The sequence below is a fragment of the Leucobacter fengyongliangi genome (genome assembly GCF_050971685.1).
Classification (GTDB): Bacteria; Actinomycetota; Actinomycetes; order Actinomycetales; family Microbacteriaceae; genus Leucobacter.
This window is the reverse complement of sequence record NZ_JBPCEU010000012.1, coordinates 11,428-27,931: the sequence shown is the minus strand read 5'-3', so window position 1 is coordinate 27,931 and position 16,504 is coordinate 11,428. Positions and strand designations below refer to the sequence as shown.

Genomic DNA, 16,504 nt, shown 5'->3' with positions numbered 1-16,504 from the left:
CATCGAAGGGGCGGGAATGAAAGACATCACCAGTGGATCAGTGCTCAGGGCACAGCGCGAAGATATCGAGTTGCACACCTCCGACGGGCTGAAGCTCGTCGGAGAGCTGGCGATGCCGGAAGGTCGCCCGCCACGCGCCACCCTCGTGACGCTGCATCCCCTGCCGACTGCCGGCGGATACATGGACTCACACGTGCTGAGAAAGGCCTCCTGGAGGCTTCCAGAGCTTGCTGGTCTTGCCGTGTTGCGGTTCAACACCCGCGGCACGTCCTCGCCTCGCGGCACGAGTGAGGGATCCTTTGACGGCGGGAACGCCGAGAGCGCAGATGTTGCGGCGGCCATGCGATTGGTTGCCGAGCGAGGGCTCCCAAACCCCTGGATCGTCGGCTGGTCTTTCGGAACCGAACTTGCCCTCAAGTACGGGCTCGAACACCCGATCCGCGGGGCGATCCTGCTCTCGCCGCCACTGCACCGCGCCACCGACACCGATCTCCTGCGGTGGGCGGATGCCGAGCCGGAACTGCACGTCTTGGTGCCCGAACTCGACGATTTTCTTCAACCCGACGAGGCCGCACGACGTTTCGCTCTGGTTCCGAGGGCCCGTGTCATAGGTGTAGAAGGTGCGAAGCACCTCTGGGTGGGCGAGAAGTACGTGCGGCGGGTGCTTGACGAAATCGTCGGGATTATCGGCACCGCGGAAGTGCCGCTCCCTGAAGCAGTAACTGAAGCGCGGTTCGCCCAGTAGCTACGAGGGACTATTCCCCGGTGCCAGGCCGATCTGCTGGCGAGGGAAGTTGCGATGCCGATCGCTCGGTGGCGCTCTCAGTCGCAGACTGCAGTTTTCGCGCGTTGGTCACCACTTCTCCCAGGCTTTCAAAGTAACGAGCCACCGCAACGCGTTCGACCTTCAGCTGCGACATGCGATCCTCGGCATCGAGCAGAACCTTGGTGGCGCGGTTCTCAGCGTCGGTAAAGGTCGCATGGGCGCGTCGTTCCGCCTCCTGCACGATCTCAGCGGCCTGACGCTCGGCCTCTGACCTCAGCGTGTGCGCCTCGGTGGCCGCAGCCTGAGTTAGAGCGTTGACCTCGGCGCGAAGCTTCTCTGCGTGCTGAGTGAGCTCGGCAAGTTCAGCCTCGGCCGCGTGACGTGCTTCGAGAGCCGCCGCAGCTGTCGCAGCCTGTCGGTCGGCGATCTCGCGCTCCAAGTGCTCAGTTCGTTCAGCCATGCTGGTGGTGAACTCAGCGAGTTCTTTTGCCAGCCGTTGGCGTTGCGCTGAGGCTGCGTCTTCGGTTTCGGCGCGTAGTGTGGCGAGTGCATGCTCTTCGGACGCGCGAAGATTTGCGAGTTCCTCACGGGTATCCGCGCGGAGCAACTTCACCTCTTCGTTTACCTTGGCTCGCTCGCTGGCGACCTCACTCGCCACAGCGGCGACCGCGTGTTCGCGCTCGTTCGCAAGGGATAGGGTGTGCGCCTCCAACTCGGCGGCAAGCCTGCGGTCGTGGTCAGCGCGCTCCCTGGAGAGGTCAGATTCGAGGCTGGTGCGGTCCCGATCCACCTGGAGCATGAACTGCTCACGCTCGAGACCGAGGACTGCGGCGGCCTCTTCCTGTTCAAGTCGGAGGCGTTCGCCATGAGCAGCTACCTGATCGGCGAGGGCACGCTCGTGTTCGGCAAGTTCTGCGTTCAGCCGAGCATCGTGGGCCGCTTGCTCCTCAGCAAGGCGAGTCTCGTGTGCCCGAACCGCTGTCGCGAGTTCGGCTTCATGACGTGTGACGAGTCGTTGAAGTTCCAGCTCCTGGGTCTCACGCTCGGCCGCGATCGCTCGCTCGTGGTCAGCTCGCTCGCGCGTAAGCTCCACGCGCTGCGCCTCTCGCTCTGAGGCCAGCTGCGCCTCGTGACCCTCGATCTCGTCCCGCAACATCTGATCGTGCTCGGCGAGTTCCGCGGCCAGTTCGTCATCATGCAGCGACCGAGCCGACGTGAGTTCGGTATCAAGCAGCGCCCGCGCATTCTCCCTTTCTAGCCTGGACTGCTCTGCCTGCTGCTCCAGCGAGGCACGTTGCGCCTCGGCTGCGCGCGCAAGGTCAGAGGTGTGCACGGCAAGTTCGGCTGCGAGGCGTGCGGTGTGTGAGTGTTCGCTCTGTGTGAGACGACGTTCATGGGCCGCACGCTCTTCAGCAATTGTTTGATCGTGCTCGGATCGCTCCTGAGCGATCTTCGTACGGAGCGTCTCGATCTCGTCGGTCAGTTGCAGCCTGAGTGCGTCGGTCTCGGCAATGAGCGCGTGTTCGCGTTCCGAGTAGCGGCGCTCGAGTTCGGTTTCGCGATCGTGCACCCGGGCAGTGAACTCCGCCTCTTGGCGCTCACGCTCGCTCTCGAACTGGGCGCGAGCAAGTTCGGCCTCACGTGTGGAGGTCTCGCGCTCGCGCTCGAACTGCGCGGCGGCGAGCTCGGTGCGCTGCCGCACCTCGTCTGCGGCTGCGTGTGCGTCAATGGTGAGCCGCTCTGCGCGTGCCTGTGCCTCCGCGACGAGCGCCCGCGCTTCAGCCTGGGCGGTCTCGAGTTCGGTGGTGGTGTCGCGGGTCGAAGTGCTTCGCAGCAACTCGGCCGACCGGTGTGCTTCATCGCCGAGACGCTTGCTTTCCGCCTGCGTGCGCGTGGTCAGCTCGTCCGCTTCCCGCCTCGACTCGGTGAGGAGTTTCTCGGCCTGCTCGGTCGCTGAGGTGACGAGCTCGTCTGCGCGCGCCTGCGCGTGTTCCAGCAGCCGCTTGGTCTCCTGCTCGGTCTTGCGACGCAAGCGCTCGGCATCGATGTCTGCCTGGGCGATGAGCGTCTCAGCGTGCTGCTCAGCAATTTGCAGGCTTTTTTCTACGCGCAGTCCCAGCCCGCTGTATCCCGTTGCACCGAGTTCGGCCACCTGGGCGCGGAGATCCTCAATCAACACCTGCTGTTCACCCGCGGTCTGTACCGACTCTGCGTAGCTGGTCTGCAGCGATTCGGTGTGCGCTTGAAGTGTCGTGATGTGCTGGGTCAGCGCGCTGATCTGAGCGTCGACCTCGCCGCGGTGGTAACCGCGAAGCGCGGGAGTGAACTGCGGGCTGGCTTCGGTCACGACGTCCTCCGGGTGGCAGGGGTATACGACCTCAAGTGCGACTTGCCGAGGCTTCCCTACCGAGGCCATGATAGTTCGGTCCGCTGGAGAGTGGCCTTGAGTTGTATGGGGTGTCTTGTCGCTCCGGATTGAACTCACGGAAAGCTCCGGTAGCGTTGACTTACAAAGTGTGCCGCCAATCTGGTGTGCACGTGCGACATTCAGACCCGAGCGACAGGAGGCACCCATGAGATTTGGGTTTGCTATTGCGGCTCTCGTGCTCTCAGGCATCTTCCTCGTTCTCGGAATCGGGCAGCGAACATTTCTCGCCGGACCATCTGAGATTGTGTTTGAGACAGCACTCGCGGAAGAGACAGGTTTTGCCGTCATTCCAGGAGACGTCTTTGCCACAGTTCCTGGGCAAGCCAATGTCGTGGTCAGTGGTGCAGCGGCATTCGCTGCGATCGGTTCCGCACGCGATGTTGCGGCCTGGGTTGAGCCGTTCTCGCACGCAGAGATTGCGATTGACGAGTCCGAATCCCGACTGGCCAGCAGCTCGGTTCCCGGCGTGGTGTCACAGTCGGAGGAATCCACTCCCGCAACAGACGCTGAGAATGGCACTCCGGCGGTCGACGGTGCCGCCGAGGGTGAAGCACCCGAAGCGGATGCCGAGCTCGAACTTCTCGATCCCCGCGGAAGTGACCTGTGGGTTGAAGAACGGAGCCTCGCGCCGGTCAGTGAGGCAGACGCAGACGCACCAGACGCTGCAGAGGGCGATGCCGCAGACAGCGGATCAGCCTCCGCGAGCTCCGATGCAGGGGGCAAGATTCGGCTTCCACTTGATGTTGATGATGGTGACGCGGTGCTCGTTTCGGTCGACGTTGCCGCTGGCGATTCGGCTGCGGTCGCGATCGAATGGGTCCAGGATCAACGCACTCCGTTCGCAGGCCCCTTGCTCGTGACAGGCGCTCTTCTTGCGGTCGTGGGTGCGGTGCTCTACCTTCTCGCGGTCGATCACGATCGCCGCGGTCTGGGGCCCCGACGCGGAAGGAAGGGTCCACTCCTCGGCATTCGGGATTCGGTGACGCGCCGACGGCGGGGTGAGCAGGATCAGAAACGCCAGGATTCGCCGGGCAACACTCCTGCCGAGACCAAGAATCAGCGTACGGCAGCGCGCAGGATCGCCCTCCCCAGCGTCGGGCTTGCGCTCGCGTTGGGCCTGAGCGGCTGCTCCGCGAGCTACTGGCCCGACCTGAGCCCGGCTGAGACAGAGCTAGAGGATCAAAACGATGATGGTGAGTCAGCCGTCGCACCGGTACCCGTCACGCGCACGCAGATCGATCGTATTGTGGGCGACATTGCCGCGATAGCGGGCGAGGCCGATGACGCGCTAGACGCGGAAATCCTCAAGGAACGCTTCACCGGTGATGCCCTTCTGCAGCGCACCGCGAACTATACGATCAGGCAGTCGGTGCCGGATTATGCCGTCGTGCCGCCCCGCATTACGAGCGAAGCGCTGGGGTACGAACTCGTCCAGTCGACAGAGGGTTGGCCCCGCACCGTGTTCGTTACCGTCGCCTCCGAGAGCGGCGTTGACTCGGAACCCGAGGCCACCGATCCTCCCGCCGAGGGTGAAGACGCTGCGACCAGCGATGAGAACGCCGAGCCAGCGGCATCACCCTCGCTTGCGATCATCATGACGCAGGCTGCCCCTCATGAGAACTTCATGGTCTCGCGGGTGATTTCGCTTCGCGGCGGTATCACGATGCCTGAGGCCGCGCCCGCCGAAGAAGGCACCGCGATCTTGAAAGACGATTTGCAGACGCTGGTGCTTTCACCGGGGGAGGTGGGCGCTGCCTACGCTGCGGTGCTTTCCGGAGGTTCCGATGTTCCCGAGGCCGCGCTCTTCGACCTTGCCGAAGACACCCTGATCGAACGCAGTGGCGCCGCCTGGGCCGCCCAGTCACAAGCCACGGCAGATGCCGCGGGTCAGGGGGTCGTCTATTCGGTCACGGCAGAGCAATCAGGCTCGAAGATCATCAGCCTCTCTACCGGGGTGGGTGGCGCCCTCGTGGCGACGACCGTGCTTGAAAACCGTATTGAAGAGCCCGGCTCCAGCCGCTGGAAGCCCACTCCGCCAGCCAGCGTGACAGCGCTCTCCGGATTGTCGGGGCAGCAAGACCGACTCGTCAGCGAAGTACAGCATCAACTTCTGTTCTTCGTGCCGAGCAAGACCAGCAACGCCCCCATCCAGTTGCTGGGGTTCACCAGTGATCTCGTGGGAGCAAGGAACTAATCATGTCGCAGCAGATTCCCGAACGACTCCCCGGTGGCGGGGTCGACCTGAGTCACCTCGCAGCGCGAGGACAGACACCGGCTCGTCCCGGGGCACCCGAGGGCGCGCAGGCTGGCGCTGCCGGGCAGACGGTAGACGTACCCGCGCTCGTCTTCGATGTCACCGAGCAGACACTCCAGAACGCGGCACAGCTGTCGATGGTGGTGCCGGTCATCGTTGAACTGTGGTCGAGTCTCGAACCGCAGTCGGCGGTGTTGGGCCCGATCTTCCAGAAGCTGGCGCACGAATTCGCAGGCCGGATTGTAGTGGCCAGGGTCGACGTCGATACGAACCCGGGCCTCGCCCAGGCCTTCCAAGTACAGGCGGTACCCGCGGCCGTAGCGCTAGTCGGCGGTCGCCCCGTGCCGCTGTTTCAGGGCCAGGTGCCTGAAGATCAGGTTCGCGACGTGCTCACCCAACTCACGCAGATCGCCGCGCAGCAGGGGATCAACGGACGGGTCAACGCGCCTGAATTAGCTGGCGACGGCGAGGCATCCCAGCAGCCCGCCGAGCCCCCGGTGAACCCTGCCCACGCGGAGGCCCTCGAGGCTCTCGGACGGGGTGATTTCGCCGCGGCGATTACGGCCTACGAAGCGGTGCTCTTGAAGGCGCCCGCAGACCACGAGGCGCGCGCGGCCCTGGTGCAGGTTCGTCTGCTCGATCGGTTGCAAGGTCTCTCCGCCGATGCGGTTCGCTCGGAGGCCGCCGCGGCGCCCACCGACGTCGACGCGCAGTTGCGCGTGGCCGACCTCGATGTGTCTGGAGGGCACGTGGAGGATGCCTTCCTTCGGCTCCTTGAGCTGTTCTCCGCATCGACTGAAGCTGGCGATCGCTCTGCTATTCGGGAGCGAATGCTCGAGCTTTTCGAGGTTGTCGGCGTGGCGGATCCGCGAGTGCAGGCTGCGCGCACTCGACTCGCCAACCTGCTTTACTGAGGCTCACCGTGGCTCCTGTTCGGGCGTATCTCGACCACGCCGCGACCTCGCCGATGCCCGAACCGGTCTTTGAGGCCTACACCGCCGCGCTCCGCACAGTCGGGAACCCCGCATCGACGCACGCCCACGGGCAGGCGGCGAGTGAGTCTCTCGAGAGTGCGCGCGAGCGGATCGCCAGCGCTCTGGGCTGCGACTCAGCAGAGCTGTCCCTGACGAGCGGTGGCACCGAATCGATCAATCTCGCGCTCAAGGGGATGTACTGGGCGCGTCGTCGGCATGGCGCCGGCTCAGTCCTCCTGGTGCCCGAGGGTGAACACCACGCCACCATCGAGGCCGCCGAGTGGCTTCGCGACACCCAGGGTGCCGATCTGCGCTGGCTCCCGATCGATCACCAGGGGGTGCTTCGCCCCGAGGTGCTCGCGAGCGCGATTGAACATGCGGGTGCCGACAACGTGGCTCTGGTGTCGTTTCTCTGGGCCAACAATGAGGTGGGAAGCGTGCAGCCGGTGCAGGCCCTCGCCCGCGCGGCGCGATCCGCCGGCGTGCCGGTGCACATCGACGCGGTCTCGGCGCTCGGGCAGGTGCCGATCGATTTTCGGGCATCTGGCGCCTCAGCGCTCAGCGTCTCAGCGCATAAGATCGGCGGCCCGGTGGGGGTGGGTGCGCTGGTGCTCGGTCGAGGCGCGAGTGCAGATCCGCTGTTTCATGGCGGATCCCAGCAGCGTGCACGCTCGGGCACGCAGAATGTCGCCGGTGCGGTGGGTTTTGCTGCCGCACTTGATTGGGCTGGCCTTGCGACCCCAGGGTCGACGCTCGAGACAGCAGCGGATCGGCACGCCCACATGGGGGATCTGCGAGATCGGCTCATCGCCGGTCTGCGAGAAGTCGTTCCCGACGCGGTGCTGCGAGGGGCGGCTCCGGGCCCGGGACGACTTCCCGGAAACGCTCATTTCACCTTTCCCGAGTGTCAGGGCGACTCGCTCGTGTTCCTGCTCGATGCCGCCGGAATTTCCGCCTCCGTCGGCTCAGCCTGCCAGGCCGGGGTAGCGGAGGTATCGCACGTACTGCTTGCGATGGGAGTGCCTGAGGAGGAAGCTATCGGCTCGCTGCGCTTCACCCTGGGGCCCGACTCCACCGCGGCGGAGGTCGATGCGTTGCTCGCCGCACTTCCCGACGCGGTGGCGCGCGCGCGACGGGCCGGATTGAGTTGACATGTTCAGCGTCTCGGGCGGGAAGCTGAGATTCACACCGCGGGGCTGCTGATTTTTCCGGCCCCCGATAGACTGCCCGGATGAAGATTTTGGCTGCGATGAGTGGTGGAGTGGACTCGGCGGTCGCAGCGGCTCGTGCGGTCGAGGCCGGTCACGAAGTCGTCGGGGTGCATCTTGCGCTCAGTCGCATGCCCGGAACGCTCCGTACCGGATCCCGGGGATGCTGCACGATCGAAGATTCGATGGATGCCAGGCGAGCCGCGAATCTCCTCGACATACCCTTTTATGTGTGGGATTTTAGCGAGCGTTTCAAGGAAGACGTCGTCGACGATTTTGTTGCCGAGTATGCTGCCGGGCGCACCCCGAACCCGTGCCTCCGCTGTAACGAAAAGATCAAGTTCCAGGCTCTGCTCGACAAGGCCATAGCTCTGGGCTTCGACGCGGTCGCGACCGGACACTACGCGACCCTGCTCGACACGCCGACTGGGCGAGAACTGCATCGGGCGAGCGCCTGGGCAAAAGATCAGTCCTACGTGCTTGGCGTACTCACCGAAGAGCAACTGGCGCACTGCTACTTCCCGCTCGGCGACACGCCCTCCAAACAGCTCATCCGTCGGGAGGCTGAGGAGCGGGGTCTGCAGGTCGCGCAGAAGCCCGACAGCCACGACATTTGCTTTATTCCCGACGGCGACACCCGCGGGTGGCTCTCCGGGCACCTGGAGCGCACACCCGGGGAGATCGTGGACGAATCCGGCGATGTCGTGGGCACCCACGACGGTGCCAACGGCTACACAGTGGGGCAGCGACGTGGGCTGCAGCTCGGCACGCCCGCGGCCGATGGCCAGCCGCGCTACGTGCTCTCGATCCGGCCAGTGTCGAACCAAGTGGTCGTTGGGTCGAAAGATCGTCTGGCGATCGGGCGGATCGCCGGTGGCCGGTACAGCTTCACCGGGGCACCGGGATTCGATCTGGAAGTGCCGTTCGCCTGCGAGGTGCAGATTCGTGCACACGCGGATCCGGTTCCAGCGACCGCTGCGCTGCGCAAGATCCACGATTCCGATCGCACCGAGCACCACCGTGCAGACGCGACCCACGAAATTGTGGTGGAGATTGACCTGGTGCACGCAGAGCCGCTGCTCGGCGTTGCTCCCGGGCAGAGCGCCGTGCTGTACATCGGCACCCGGGTTCTCGGTCAGTTCACGATAGATCGCACCGAGGCGGCCGAGACGATGTCGGCAGTCGCTTCTACACTGGCTGTGTGAGCACGCAGCCTTTTGATCCCGCAGCCCCGGCACCAGTACCCATTGATTTCGCTAGCGCGCGGGCGGCCAGCGAAAAACTGACCGACCTGATCGACCGCTACCGCCTCGCGTACTATTCTGAGGCGACCAGCCTCGTCTCAGATGCCGAGTACGACGGGTTGATCCACCAGCTTGAAGCCATCGAGCAGGCGTTCCCCGAGCTCGCGGGGCTCGATAGCCCCACGCAGCAGGTGGGTGCAGCGGTCGTCTCAGCGGGTTTTCCCGAACACGAGCACGCCGAACGCATGCTCAGCCTCGACAACGTGTTTTCGCTTGAGGAGTTCACCGAGTGGGCCGAGAAAACGCGCGCAGCCTCGGGCCGTGACGTGCGCTGGCTGAGTGAACTGAAAATCGACGGGGCAGCGATTTCGCTCGCCTATCGGAACGGCCAGTTGGAAACCGCCACAACCCGAGGCGACGGCCGGAGGGGTGAAGACATCACCGAAAACGTGCGGTTCATTTCGGCGATCCCCACTTCGCTCGTCGGGGAGGGCATCCCTGAATTTTTCGAGGCGCGCGGAGAGGTATTTATCGGGCGCGAAAATTTCGAGTCGTTGAATCAGAGGCAGCACGAGCTGCAGTCTGAATTCGAGGCTGAACAACGAGCGAAGGGCGTTCCCGACGACAAGATCACGGTGCGGTTTCCCGAGTTCGCGAACGCTCGCAATACCGCCGCAGGAAGCCTGCGACAGCGCGCCGAGAAGAAGTCGGCGCGGGAGCTTGAGCTAATGGCGGAGCGGCTGGGAAAGCTCTCGTTGTACGTGCACGGAATCGGAGCCTGGAATGATCCGCAGTTCGCGAATCAGTCCGATGCGTACCGGCTGCTGGGCGAGTGGGGGCTGCCCGTGTCGCCACACTCTCGCGTATTCGATACCGTCGCGGAGGTCGTGGATTTCATTGAGGATCGCGGCACACACCGTGACCAGGTCGAGCACGAGATCGACGGCATCGTGGTCAAGGTCGACGAGCTCGCGTTGCACGCTGAGCTCGGTGAGACGAGTCGCGCGCCACGGTGGGCGATTGCCTTCAAGTACCCGCCGATGGAGGTGCACACCCGGTTACTCGACATTCGAGTCGGGATCGGCAGAACGGGGCGCGCAACTCCGTATGCGGTCATGGCCCCGATACGGGTGGCGGGATCGACCGTGAGCCAGGCGACGCTTCACAACCAGGAGGTCGTGAAGGCCAAGGGCGTGCTGATCGGCGACACGGTGGTGCTGCGGAAAGCGGGTGATGTGATTCCCGAGATTCTCGGTGCGGTGGTGGAGCGGCGCGACGGCACCGAACGGGAATGGCAGATGCCCGCTGAGTGTCCTGAGTGTGGGTCTGAGTTGCGCCCCATGAAGGAGGGCGACATCGACCTGCGGTGCCCGAATAGTCGCGGCTGCCCCGCACAGTTGCGCGGCCGGGTTGAGCACATCGGGTCTCGTGGTGCGCTTGACATCGAGGTGCTGGGGGAGGTCACGGCGGCGGCACTGACCCAGCCGGAGGTACCGGCTGATCCACCACTCACCACCGAGGCGGGCCTGTTCGACCTGACGATCGATCAGCTGGTGCCCATTGTGGTCATCGTGCGCGACGCGGAGACTGGCGAACCGAAGACTGACGAGGCTGGCGAAGCGGTGCGACGAGCGCCGTTTCAGAAGACCACCGTGACCTATCCGCCCGGGTGGGAAGATGCGCCGGCGGCCAAGCGGCGAGCCGCAGGTGTGAAGAAAGATTTCGCGGTGGTGACACCGTCGAAAGATGCCGAGACGCTCCTCGCCGAGCTTGAGGCCGCCAAGACCAAGCCACTGTGGCGACTGCTGGTGGCGCTCAATATTCGTCACGTGGGGCCGGTCGCGGCACGCGCGCTTGCCGATTGGTTTGGGTCGCTTGATGCCATCCGCGCGGCGAGCAGCGAGGAACTCGCTGAGGTCGAGGGTGTCGGTGAGACGATCGCGCAGTCGGTGCGCGAGTGGTTCGCGGTCGATTGGCATCGTGAAATTGTGGATCGCTGGGCGGCTGCGGGTGTGCAGTGGGCGACCCCGGGGCATCCGGGGCCGGGCGCGGCAGCGGCCAGCGGCGGCGTGCTCGCTGGCCTGACAATCGTTGCGACGGGCTCGCTCGAGGGGTTCACCCGCGACGGGGCGAAGGAAGCCATCATTCAGGCGGGTGGCAAGGCCGCATCGAGCGTCTCGAAGAAGACGGACTTCGTAGCGGCTGGCCCGGGCGCGGGGTCAAAACTCGCGAAGGCGGAGGAACTCGGCATTCCTGTGCTCGATGCCAGCCAATTCGCCGTGCTGGTGACCCAGGGCCCTGGCGCGCTGGGAGGCGAGATCTAGCTGACACATCCTCGCCCTCGGATCGAGGGTTGGGCGGGTATCTGGTGAGTTATCCACAGATCTGGGTTGGGGCAACCGAAGCGACGGTGCGATGCCTAGGCTCGAACCGGGGGACGTCACGGATCGCCCACTCCGGGCATCACGAAGGAGCAGTCATGCATCAAATCAGCGACGTGTGTCGCCCTACCTGGGCCGATTCCGACCCATTGCTGACCGAGTATTACGACACCGAGTGGGGCATGCCGGTACTTGACGATGTCGGGATGTTTGAACGGCTCTCCCTCGAGGCCTTTCAGTCGGGGCTGTCATGGCTCACGGTGTTGCGCAAGCGCCCGGCATTCCGGGACGCATTCGAGGGGTTCGAGCCGAATGCCGTTGCCGCGTATACGGAGTCTGACATTGAACGGTTACTCGGAAACCCGGGAATTATTCGGAATCGGCGAAAGATCGAGGCGACCATCTCGAATGCCGCTGCCACGCTCGCGCTGCGAGAGCACGGGCGCGACCTGGCGAGCGTCGTGTGGTCGTTTGCGCCGGATCGATCGCCTGCGCCGCTGACCGAGGATGAGGTGCCGAGTACCTCCCCGGAATCGGTCGAGCTTGCGCGAGAACTCAAACGCCTGGGATTCGTGTTTGTCGGGCCGACGACCGTGTACGCGCTCATGACCGCGGTGGGCGTGGTTGATGCGCACCTGGTGACGAGCCACCGCCGCGGCTGCTCGGGGCTGTGGAATCCGGATGGCAGCCGGGCCGAATCCTGGGCGCTCGCACCCGCCGACACGGCCGTGACACCGGTATCTGCCCCGCGATAGGCTCGCGGTATGTGCACACGGTTTCTCTGGTCATCCGCTGGCCAGCCCGGATCAGGTATCGTTCTCGTCGGTCGCAGCATGGACTGGGTTGAACCCACGCAAACCGTCCTGGCTGTGCGCCCCCGGGGTGCCGCGCGGGAGAGTGCGCCCGGCGATCCGGGAAACCTGAGTTGGGTTTCCGATTTCGGCAGCGTCGTTGCGCTGATGTACGGCAAGATCGCGGTCGATGGGCTCAATGAGCGCGGATTTCAGGTGAGCGGCCTCTACCTTGCTGAATCTGATTACGGATCGCGCGACACGGAGAGGCCCGGGCTCATGTTGCACCAGGCCGTGCAACTGCTGCTCGATCGCTTCGACACGGTCGCTTCGGCGGTGCAGTGGCTGACCGAGAGCCGAGTTCAAATCATTCCGCTCATGATTGGGGATCACCCCGGCACCGCACACCTGTCGATGGCAGACCAGGCCGGCGACTCGGCCATTGTGGAGTTTCTTGACGGCGACATCTCGGTGCATCACGGGTCCGAGTTCACCGTGATGACGAACTCGCCGACGTATGATCAGCAGCTCGAACTGCTGAAGAACTATAGGGGTCTCGGTGGCGAGCAGCCGCTGCCCGGCGGTACCGATTCCCCGGAGCGGTTCGCCAGGGCCGCGTTCTACTCGGCACGGCTTCCCGAGACATCAGATGCGCGAGAGGCGGCAACCTACGTCTTCAGCGTGATCCGCAACGCTTCGGCGCCATACGGCACTGCCGACCCGGTGCGGCCGAACGTGTCGACCACGAGGTGGCGCACCGTGGCCGACCTCACCGACCTCGTCTACTTCTTCGAGTCGACGCGCTCACCCAATGTCGTGTGGGTTCCCCTCGCCGAGCTTTCCTTCGCCCCGGGACCGGAGCGAGTGCTCGACCTCGTCAATGAACCCGATCGGAGCGGCAACGTCGCGTCCGAGTTCGTTGCCGTAGCTTAACCGGCGCTGTCGTTCGACCGGTCGTGGCCACGGCTGCGCCTCGTCGGGGGGAGCCATTGGGCGCCGGAAGGCGCGATCCCGAACGCCGGTAGGATGGTCGAGTTCCCACACGACCACTCCAGATGGAGCAGCATGCCTGAAACCAGCGCGGAGAACGGCGAGATCACGGTGGAAACCGTGAGGCACCTCGCCGGCCTTTCCCGTATCGCCCTGACCGACGGAGAACTCGATTCTCTCACTCGTGAGATCGACTCGATTCTGCACAGCATTGCCAAGGTGAGCGAGGTGGCCGGGGCGGACGTCCCGCCGACGAGCCACCCGATTCCCATCACGAACGTCACGCGACCCGACGAGATCGCTGATGTTCTGACGCTCGAGCAGGCGCTGCAGAACGCCCCCGACGCGGCTGATGGCATGTTTCGCGTGTCATCGATCCTGGGGGAGGAGCAGTAATGGGCGACCTGATTCGCATGACCGCGGCGGAGCTTGCGGGTGTGCTCGCGAGTGGAGAGGTATCGTCAGAAGAGGCCACTCGCGCCCACCTCGACCGCATTACAGAAGTCGACGGTGAACTCCACGCCTTCCTCGCAACGAACCACGAGGCATCGCTCGACGCGGCGCGGGCAGTGGATGCCAGGCGCGCGTCTGGCGAGAAGCTCGGAGAGCTCGCCGGCGTGCCGATCGCGATCAAAGACGTTCTGGTCACGACCGACATGCCCTCCACTTCGGGCTCGAAAATCCTCGAAGGGTATCGCTCGCCCTTCGACGCGACCGCCGTGGCGAAGGCACGATCCGCCGGGCTCATCTCAATTGGCAAGACCAATATGGATGAGTTCGCGATGGGCTCGTCAACCGAGAACTCCGCGTACGGGGTAACCCGCAATCCGTGGGCACTCGATCGCGTTCCCGGTGGTTCCGGCGGCGGATCGGCAGTGGCCGTGAGCGCGTTTGAGGCCCCGCTTGCGCTGGGCAGCGATACGGGCGGCTCGATCCGCCAGCCCGCCGCGCTCACCGGCACGGTCGGCGCAAAGCCCACGTATGGCGGGGTGAGCCGATACGGCGCAATCGCCCTCGCCTCATCGCTCGATCAGATCGGGCCGGTTGCTCGCACCGTGCTCGATACGGCGCTGCTGCACGATGTGATTGTCGGCCACGATCATCACGACTCGACTTCGCTCAATCACGACTGGCCATCGATGGCAGCTGCGGCACGTGACGGAGTCGACGCAGAGTCGCTTCGCGGGCTTCGGGTGGGGGTCGTCAAGCAGCTCATGCTCGAGGGCGTGCAGCCCGGGGTGAAGGCGCGCTTTGAGGAAGCGCTGGCGCTGCTGTCAGCCCAAGGGGCGGAGATTGTCGAGATCGACGCACCTCACTTCGAGTATGCGGTCGCCGCGTACTATCTCATCCTGCCTGCCGAGGCCTCCAGCAACCTGGCGAAATTCGACTCTGTTCGGTTCGGCCTGCGGGTGAACCCGCAGGGTGGTGGAACCGTGGAAGACGTGATGAGCGCCTCGCGGGCGCAAGGTTTTGGCGCCGAGGTGAAGCGACGAATCATTCTCGGCACCTATGCGCTCTCCGCCGGGTATTACGACGCGTACTACGGCAGCGCACAGAAAGTGCGCACGCTGATTCAGCGCGACTTCGCCGCCGCGTTCGCGCAGGTCGATGTGATCGCCTCGCCGACCGCGCCGACCACCGCATGGCGGTTGGGCGAGCACGCGGGCGATCCGATGCAGGATTACCTCAACGACGCGACGACGATCCCGGCGAACCTTGCCGGGATTCCGGGACTGAGCCTCCCCATCGGCACGGCCGTCGAGGACGGTCTTCCGGTGGGCCTGCAACTCTTGGCTCCGGCGTACGAAGACGCGCGCCTCTACCGGGCCGGCGCGGCCATTGAGCGCATCATCGAGGAACGCGACGGCACGCCGTTCTGGGCGCAGGCCCCGTCGCTCGCAGGCATCACCGCCGGAAAGGCAGCACTCTGATGGCGAAAACCAAACTGATGGATTTTGACCGAGCTCTTGAGCTCTTCGAGCCGGTCATCGGACTAGAGGTGCACGTCGAGCTGAACACGCGCACGAAGATGTTCAGTTCCGCACCGAACGTCTTTGGCTCGGATCCCAACACGAATCTGACACCCGTGTGCCTCGGACTCCCCGGTAGCCTGCCAGTCATCAACGAGCAGGCGGTGCGGTACTCGATCAGCCTCGGTCTTGCCCTCGGGTGTGAAATTGCCGAGGTGTCGGGCTTCGCGCGGAAGAACTATTTCTACCCGGACATGGCGAAGAACTACCAGATCTCGCAGTACGACGACCCCATCGCGTTTGACGGCTCGGTCGAGATCGAGCTCGCCTCGGGCAGGGTCGTGCACGTGCCGATCGAGCGCGCACACATGGAGGAGGATGCCGGCAAGCTCACCCATATGGGTGGATCGACGGGCCGCATCCAGGGCGCAGAATACTCGTTGGTCGATTACAACCGCGCCGGAGTTCCACTGGTCGAGATCGTTACGCGCCCCATCTTCGGCGGGGAAGCTGACACCCCTGAGATCGCCGCCACCTACGTGTCGACGATTCGTGACCTCGTTGTCTCCCTTGGCATCTCGGATGCACGGATGGAGCGCGGAAACCTTCGCTGCGATGCGAACGTGTCGCTCCGACCCCGCGGGAATGAGGGCGCCGGCATGACCGTGCTCGGCACACGCACGGAGACCAAGAATGTGAACTCGCTGCGTTCGGTCGAGCGCGCGGTGCGATTCGAGATTCAGCGTCAGGCGCAGATCCTGTCTGAGGGCGGCTCCATTACTCAGGAGACCCGTCACTGGCACGAAGACACGGGGGAGACCTCACCGGGCCGACCGAAGAGCGATGCCGACGACTATCGGTATTTCCCAGAGCCAGATCTGGCCCCGATGACCCCCTCGCGGGCCCTCGTAGAGGAGCTTCGGGCCGAACTTCCGGAACACCCGACGCTGCGCAGGCGTCGTTTGCGTGAGGACTGGGGCTTCACCGTGCTGGAGTTCCAGGACGTGGTGAACGCCGGACTGCTGCAGAACATCGAGGAGACGGTCGCCGCTGGCGTGCCCGCACACACCGCGCGGAAGTGGTGGACGGGTGAAATCGCCCGCATTGCGAACGAACGATCGGCAGCTCCGAGCGATCTCATCACCGTTGAGCAGCTCGCGGCCGTGGTGACGCTCGTCGACGCCGGCACGTTGAACGACAAGCTGGCTCGCCAGGTGATTCAGGGAATCATTGCCGGAGAGGGCACCGCGCAAGAGATCGTCGACGCCCGCGGGCTCGCCATCGTCTCTGACGACGGTGCGCTGATCGAGGCGATTGACGCGGCTCTCGCCGAGCAGCCCGATGTGTTGGCGAAGATCCGCGACGGGAAGGTACAGGCCGCTGGGGCGGTCATTGGAGCGGTGATGAAGGCGATGCGCGGTCAGGCCGACGCGGCGCGAGTTCGCGAGCTCGTGCTCGAGCGCGCGACCGCCTAGTGGTGGATCGGGGCTGGCTGCTG

General features: G+C 64.7%; 12 protein-coding genes. 11 read left to right on the top strand and 1 reads right to left on the bottom strand.

Annotated features, from left to right (window positions below):
* The first annotated feature begins 16 nt into the window (after window positions 1–16).
* Complete coding sequence (locus tag ACR0R4_RS09890) at window positions 17–745, top strand: alpha/beta hydrolase (protein WP_433647227.1); 729 nt, start codon at window positions 17–19, stop codon at window positions 743–745.
* A 10-nt stretch (window positions 746–755) separates the two neighbouring features.
* Here ACR0R4_RS09890 and ACR0R4_RS09885 read toward each other — a convergent pair whose 3' ends face one another.
* Window positions 756–3,113: a hypothetical protein gene (locus ACR0R4_RS09885; protein ID WP_433647226.1), complete on the bottom strand. Its 2,358-nt coding sequence runs from the start codon at window positions 3,111–3,113 to the stop codon at window positions 756–758.
* Window positions 3,114–3,339: 226 nt separating this feature from the next.
* Here ACR0R4_RS09885 and ACR0R4_RS09880 point away from each other — a divergent pair, with 226 nt between their 5' ends.
* From ACR0R4_RS09880 to gatB, 10 genes are all read left to right on the top strand, one after another.
* The gene (locus ACR0R4_RS09880; protein ID WP_433647225.1) at window positions 3,340–5,388 is read left to right on the top strand and encodes a DUF8094 domain-containing protein; all 2,049 of its coding nucleotides are present in this window, start codon (window positions 3,340–3,342) and stop codon (window positions 5,386–5,388) included.
* 2 nt (window positions 5,389–5,390) lie between these two features.
* Window positions 5,391–6,362 (top strand): tetratricopeptide repeat protein, encoded by a 972-nt coding sequence (locus ACR0R4_RS09875; protein ID WP_433647224.1) that lies wholly within the window; start codon window positions 5,391–5,393, stop codon window positions 6,360–6,362.
* A gap of 8 nt (window positions 6,363–6,370) precedes the next feature.
* Window positions 6,371–7,573: a cysteine desulfurase family protein gene (locus tag ACR0R4_RS09870; RefSeq protein WP_433647223.1), complete on the top strand. Its 1,203-nt coding sequence runs from the start codon at window positions 6,371–6,373 to the stop codon at window positions 7,571–7,573.
* Window positions 7,574–7,653: 80 nt separating this feature from the next.
* Entirely contained in the window at window positions 7,654–8,835 is a 1,182-nt protein-coding gene (gene mnmA, locus ACR0R4_RS09865; protein WP_433647222.1) for a tRNA 2-thiouridine(34) synthase MnmA, read from the top strand.
* The gene (gene ligA / locus ACR0R4_RS09860; protein ID WP_433647221.1) at window positions 8,832–11,198 is read left to right on the top strand and encodes an NAD-dependent DNA ligase LigA; all 2,367 of its coding nucleotides are present in this window, start codon (window positions 8,832–8,834) and stop codon (window positions 11,196–11,198) included. Before mnmA ends, ligA begins: the two co-directional genes overlap by 4 nt.
* Before the next feature lie 155 nt (window positions 11,199–11,353).
* A complete protein-coding gene (locus ACR0R4_RS09855; protein ID WP_433647220.1) occupies window positions 11,354–12,010 on the top strand; it encodes a DNA-3-methyladenine glycosylase I in 657 nt (218 codons plus the stop codon).
* Window positions 12,011–12,019: 9 nt separating this feature from the next.
* Window positions 12,020–12,979 (top strand): linear amide C-N hydrolase, encoded by a 960-nt coding sequence (locus tag ACR0R4_RS09850; RefSeq protein WP_433647219.1) that lies wholly within the window; start codon window positions 12,020–12,022, stop codon window positions 12,977–12,979.
* A gap of 132 nt (window positions 12,980–13,111) precedes the next feature.
* A complete protein-coding gene (gene gatC, locus ACR0R4_RS09845; RefSeq protein WP_433647217.1) occupies window positions 13,112–13,432 on the top strand; it encodes an Asp-tRNA(Asn)/Glu-tRNA(Gln) amidotransferase subunit GatC in 321 nt (106 codons plus the stop codon).
* On the top strand, window positions 13,432–14,967 hold the full coding sequence (gene gatA / locus ACR0R4_RS09840) for an Asp-tRNA(Asn)/Glu-tRNA(Gln) amidotransferase subunit GatA (RefSeq protein WP_433647216.1): 1,536 nt from the start codon (window positions 13,432–13,434) through the stop codon (window positions 14,965–14,967). The genes gatC and gatA overlap by 1 nt, the downstream gene beginning before the upstream one ends.
* The gene (gene gatB, locus ACR0R4_RS09835; protein WP_433647215.1) at window positions 14,967–16,481 is read left to right on the top strand and encodes an Asp-tRNA(Asn)/Glu-tRNA(Gln) amidotransferase subunit GatB; all 1,515 of its coding nucleotides are present in this window, start codon (window positions 14,967–14,969) and stop codon (window positions 16,479–16,481) included. Before gatA ends, gatB begins: the two co-directional genes overlap by 1 nt.
* Window positions 16,482–16,504 lie beyond the last annotated feature (23 nt).